Genomic DNA, 4,692 nt, shown 5'->3' with positions numbered 1-4,692 from the left:
ATGTCAGGCACGGAGACCCCTTGAGGTGGTGAGGCGGGCGACGAGCACGAGGATGCCGTCGAGGACGAGCGCGAGGATGATCACGGCGACGGTGCCCGTGAGCGCGTAGTTGAGGGCGTTCTTCGAACCGAGCGAGCTCAGGCCCTTGAAGATGTACTCGCCGAGCCCGGGGCCGGCGACGTAGGCGGCGATCGCCGCGATCCCGACCGTGAGTTGGGCGGCGACACGGATGCCGGTCATGATGACCGGCCAGGCGATCGGCAGCTGCACCGTGAAGAGGATGCGGGTGGGGCCGAGGCCCATGCCCCGCGCCGACTCGAGCACCGAGACCGGTACTTCGCGGAGTCCCACGACGGTGTTCCGCACCACCGGGAGCAGCGAGTAGAAAACGAGGGCGACGACGGTCGGCAGCCACCCGAGGCCGAGGACGGGGCTCAGGAGGGCAAGGAGGGCGAGTGACGGGATGGTGATCGCGACAGCGGCGGCCGTGAGCACGGTGGTGCGGGCGATGCGACGGTTGCGGACCAGGATGCCGAGGCCGATGCCGATAATCGCCGCGAGGACGACTGAGACGACGACGACGACGAGGTGATCGCGGGTGAGCTCAAGAATGTCGTCCGCGCGACGCGTGAGGAAGGCCATGAGGTCTTCCCAGTTGAATCCGGTCAAGAGGGCTCCTGTCTCGTCGTTGAGGCCGGTACCGGGGATGAGACTCACGGTAGCCTTTGTGGCCATTTCGTCAAAGAGCGTTGTGTATATGGCAACCGCTGACGCTACACTCTTACCGTGACCACCACCTCCGGCGGCCCTCGCCGCAATTCCTCCGGCCTCGGACGCGACATCGAGATCCTCGAGCTGCTCGGCGGCGACGAGGCGTTGCGCTCCGGCGGACTCGGCGTCTCGCAGGTGGCACAGCTCACCGGGCGGGACAAGGCGGTCGTGTCACGCACACTCGCGACGCTCGCCGAGACCGGACTCGTCGAACGCGATGAGGAGTCGCTGCGCTACCTGCTCGGGCCGCGGCTATACGCCCTGGCGGCGCACACGGCCACGTCGACGCTCGTGCACGCCTCGCGCAGCATCCTGCGACGACTTGTGCAGTCCACGCGCGAGACGAGTCACCTGTGCGTGCTGCGCGGCGGCAACGTGCTTACGCTGCTTAGCGAGCTGAGCCCGCACGACGTGCGCACGACCGGCTGGGCGGGCACCACCACGGCCGCGTGGCGCACTCCCTCGGGTCGTGCGCTGCTGAGCGACTGGGACGAGGAGTCCCTCGCACGCTGGTATGACGACCACGGGCAGGATCAGCCCCTCGTCGGCCGTTTCGACCAGGCTGACCCCTCCGGATTCCCGGTTCTGGACTCTCCCCCGCCGGGCAACTCTCCGGTGACGGATCTCGCGAGCCTGCACACCGAACTCGGCCGTATCCGCGAGCAGGGCTACGCGCTATCGGACGAGGAGCTCGAGTTCGGGGTGGTGGCAGCCTCGGCGCCGATCATCGACTTCACGGGACGTATCGTCGCAGCCGTGAACGTAAGCGCCCCGAAGGCGCGAATCGGGCACCGCCTTGAGGCGCTTGGCGCGCTCGTCTCGCGAGCTGCGCGCGAGCTGTCGACGCGTCTAGGTATGGTCTGAACTCGCCGAAGGCGACGGCCGCGACGGCCAGAGGTATTGAGGTCGATGCAAGCCTGCCATGCTCTGAGGTGTACCGCCCAGGCGGGAGTGGTGATGAAGGTTGAGCGTGCCTGCGCTGCGAGGATCTTCCTTGAGGGGCCTGGCTACTCCAACAGTCGGGCTGCCAGTGCCCGCACCTTGAGATCGACCGAATCGCGCAGGTCACGAACCGAGTCGCTGTCCACGGACCAGTCCGCAGGGTCGGGGAACTCCCACTGCACGAGCTCGCCGGAGACCGGCCCGGGTAGTTCCAAGCCCGGCTTCATCAGCACCACCACATCAGCGTTCGCGAGGTCGTCCGGGGTGACGGCGCGCGGTACTGCCGCTGATGTGTCGATGCCGAGGTCGTCGAGGGTCGCGGCGACCGCGGGGTTGATCGCGGCAGCGGGGTGTACGCCGGCGCTGTCTGCGATCAGTCGATCGCCAGCATGCCGGGCCAGCAGGTGCGCGCCCAGCTGCGAGCGTCCCGCGTTGTGCGTACAGATGAACAGCACGGTCTGAGGGTCTGTCACGTCATCCTTCTCTCCTCCGGCGAGACACTCGCCGGATCGTTGGTATGACACCAGGCTTGCACGTTGCATTGATAAGTGTCAATATAGACGCATGTCGATTCAAGAGGTTGAGCTGATCATCATTGGATCCGGGCCCGCCGGGTATACGGCTGCGGTGTATGCGGCGCGGGCGGGCCTTGCCCCTGTCGTGCTTGCCGGTTCCGTCACCGCCGGCGGTGCGCTCATGACGACCACCGAGGTGGAGAACTTCCCCGGTTTCGTCGATGGTGTCCAGGGTCCGGAGTTGATGGAGTCGATGCGCGCGCAGGCTGAGCGCTTCGGTGCCCGCATCCTTCTCGACGACGCTGTCGCGGTCGACCTGGCAGGGCCGGTGAAGACGGTGCGCACCGGATCGGGTGACACGTACCTGGCGCGTGCGGTGATCCTCGCCATGGGGTCCGCGTACCGCAAGATCGGACTGGCCGACGAAGAGCGTCTCACCGGCCACGGGGTCTCCTGGTGTGCGACCTGCGACGGCTTCTTCTTCCGCGACCAGGAGATCGTCGTGGTCGGCGGTGGCGATTCGGCGATGGAGGAAGCTCTGTTCCTCACCCGGTTCGCGTCGAAGGTCACCGTGGTGCACCGCCGCGACACGTTCCGCGCCTCACAGATCATGGCGCAGCGGGTGCTCGAGCACCCGAAGATCGACGTCGCCTGGAACAGCGAAGTGGCCGGCATCCTCGGGACGGACAAGGTCGAGGCGGTCACGCTGCGCGACACGGTCTCCGGGGCGGAACGCGAACTCTCCGTGACAGGGGTCTTCGTCGCCATCGGGCACGACCCGCGCTCCGAGCTCGTCGCGGGCTCCGTCGACACCGACGCCGACGGGTATGTGCGGGTCGTCCACCCGTCCACCCGCACCACCCTCGACGGCGTCTTCGCCGCCGGCGACCTGGTCGATCACACCTACCGGCAGGCCATCACCGCAGCCGGTACGGGCTGCGCGGCCGCCCAGGACGCCCAGCACTACCTCGCGGCCCTCACGGACACCGCGCCCGCATTCGATGCCCAGGAGGTCCTCGCATGAGTGTCCCGATCGTGGTCACCGACGCCACATTCCACAACGAAGTCACCGACTCCGAGATCCCCGTCGTGGTGGACATCTGGGCCACCTGGTGCGGTCCGTGTAAGCAGATCGCACCGCTTCTGAACCAGCTCGCCGTCGAGTACGACGGGCGGGTCAAGATCGTGAAGCTCGACGCCGACCAGAACCCGGCCACGGTGACCGCCATCGGCGTCACCTCGATCCCCACGCTGGTCTTCTACAACCAGGGTGCGCGCGTTGACATGCTCATCGGCGCCCACGCCAAGCCCGTAATCGCAGAGAAGATGGAGGCGCTCCTCGCATGAGCACCGCAACCGCACCCACCCCCACAACGACGACCCGCCGCCTGTCGACCCTTGACCGATGGTTGCCGCTGTGGATCGGACTGGCTATGGTCGCCGGAATCCTCGTCGGCCGCTTCATCCCTGGCGTCTCCGACCTCCTCGCACACATTGAGGTTGGCGGCATCTCTGTGCCGATCGCTCTCGGCCTGCTGGTGATGATGTACCCGGTCCTCGCGAAGGTCCGCTACGACAAAGTCGCCGCTGTCACCGGCGACAAGAAGCTACTCATCTCCTCACTCGCTCTGAACTGGGTCGTCGGACCGGCACTGATGTTCGCCCTCGCCTGGGCGTTCCTTCCGGATCTCCCCGAGTACCGCACCGGCCTCATCATCGTGGGCCTGGCCCGCTGCATCGCGATGGTCGTCATCTGGAACGATCTCGCCTGCGGCGATCGGGAAGCCGCCGCCGTCCTTGTCGCCATCAACTCCGTGTTCCAGGTCATCGCCTTCTCCCTGCTCGGTTGGTTCTACCTCACCGTGCTCCCCGGATGGCTCGGACTGGACTCGCAGGGACTGGAGATCTCGGTCTGGCAGATCGCCCTCAATGTCCTCGTCTTCCTCGGCATCCCCCTGATCGCCGGCTTCGCCTCCCGCCTGATCGGGGAGCGTGCGAAGGGCCGCGACTGGTACGAAGAGAAGTTCCTTCCCAAGATCGGACCGTGGGCGCTGTACGGCCTGCTGTTCACGATTGTGTTGCTGTTCGCCCTGCAGGGCGAGCAGGTCACCAACCGGCCGTGGGATGTGGCCCGTATCGCCCTCCCGCTGTTGGCGTACTTCGCCGTGATGTGGTTCATCGGACTGTTCACCGGGAAGGCGCTCGGGCTCGGATACGCCCGATCCTCCACGCTGGCGTTCACGGCCGCGGGCAACAACTTCGAACTCGCCATCGCCGTCGCCATCGGCACCTTCGGGGCCACCTCCGGTCAGGCCCTCGCCGGCGTCGTCGGCCCACTGATCGAGGTCCCCGTGCTCGTCGGACTCGTTTACGTCTCCCTGTGGGCGGCCCGACGCTGGTTCCACACCAACCCGTACACCGCTGAAAGGATGCCGTCATGAACGTCACCGCTGCGACCGACACT

General features: G+C 66.8%; 6 protein-coding genes. 4 read left to right on the top strand and 2 right to left on the bottom strand.

What is annotated here, in order from left to right; translation table 11 throughout:
- Window positions 1–3: 3 nt before the first annotated feature.
- A complete protein-coding gene (locus tag AX744_RS03000) occupies window positions 4–717 on the bottom strand; it encodes an ABC transporter permease (protein WP_017201952.1) in 714 nt (237 codons plus the stop codon).
- 69 nt (window positions 718–786) lie between these two features.
- Here AX744_RS03000 and AX744_RS02995 point away from each other — a divergent pair, with 69 nt between their 5' ends.
- Complete coding sequence (locus tag AX744_RS02995; RefSeq protein ID WP_017201951.1) at window positions 787–1,635, top strand: IclR family transcriptional regulator; 849 nt, start codon at window positions 787–789, stop codon at window positions 1,633–1,635.
- Window positions 1,636–1,778: 143 nt separating this feature from the next.
- Here AX744_RS02995 and AX744_RS02990 read toward each other — a convergent pair whose 3' ends face one another.
- On the bottom strand, window positions 1,779–2,186 hold the full coding sequence (locus AX744_RS02990) for an arsenate-mycothiol transferase ArsC (protein ID WP_061015352.1): 408 nt from the start codon (window positions 2,184–2,186) through the stop codon (window positions 1,779–1,781).
- A gap of 91 nt (window positions 2,187–2,277) precedes the next feature.
- On the opposite strand from AX744_RS02990, the gene trxB reads away from it, so the two are divergent.
- The 3 genes from trxB to arsB are packed head-to-tail and all read left to right on the top strand — an operon-like array spanning window position 2,278 to window position 4,669.
- Window positions 2,278–3,252, top strand: coding sequence for a thioredoxin-disulfide reductase (trxB, locus tag AX744_RS02985; protein ID WP_061015351.1), 975 nt, complete (start codon window positions 2,278–2,280; stop codon window positions 3,250–3,252).
- Window positions 3,249–3,575, top strand: coding sequence for a thioredoxin (gene trxA / locus AX744_RS02980; RefSeq protein WP_061015350.1), 327 nt, complete (start codon window positions 3,249–3,251; stop codon window positions 3,573–3,575). The genes trxB and trxA overlap by 4 nt, the downstream gene beginning before the upstream one ends.
- Window positions 3,572–4,669 (top strand): ACR3 family arsenite efflux transporter, encoded by a 1,098-nt coding sequence (gene arsB, locus AX744_RS02975; RefSeq protein WP_061015349.1) that lies wholly within the window; start codon window positions 3,572–3,574, stop codon window positions 4,667–4,669. The genes trxA and arsB overlap by 4 nt, the downstream gene beginning before the upstream one ends.
- Window positions 4,670–4,692: the final 23 nt, after the last annotated feature.

The organism is Microbacterium sp. CCH5-D1, assembly GCF_001557335.1.
Classification (GTDB): Bacteria; Actinomycetota; Actinomycetes; order Actinomycetales; family Microbacteriaceae; genus Microbacterium; species Microbacterium oxydans.
The sequence above is the reverse complement of the archived record's forward strand: the minus strand, read 5'-3'. Positions and strand labels throughout refer to the sequence as shown.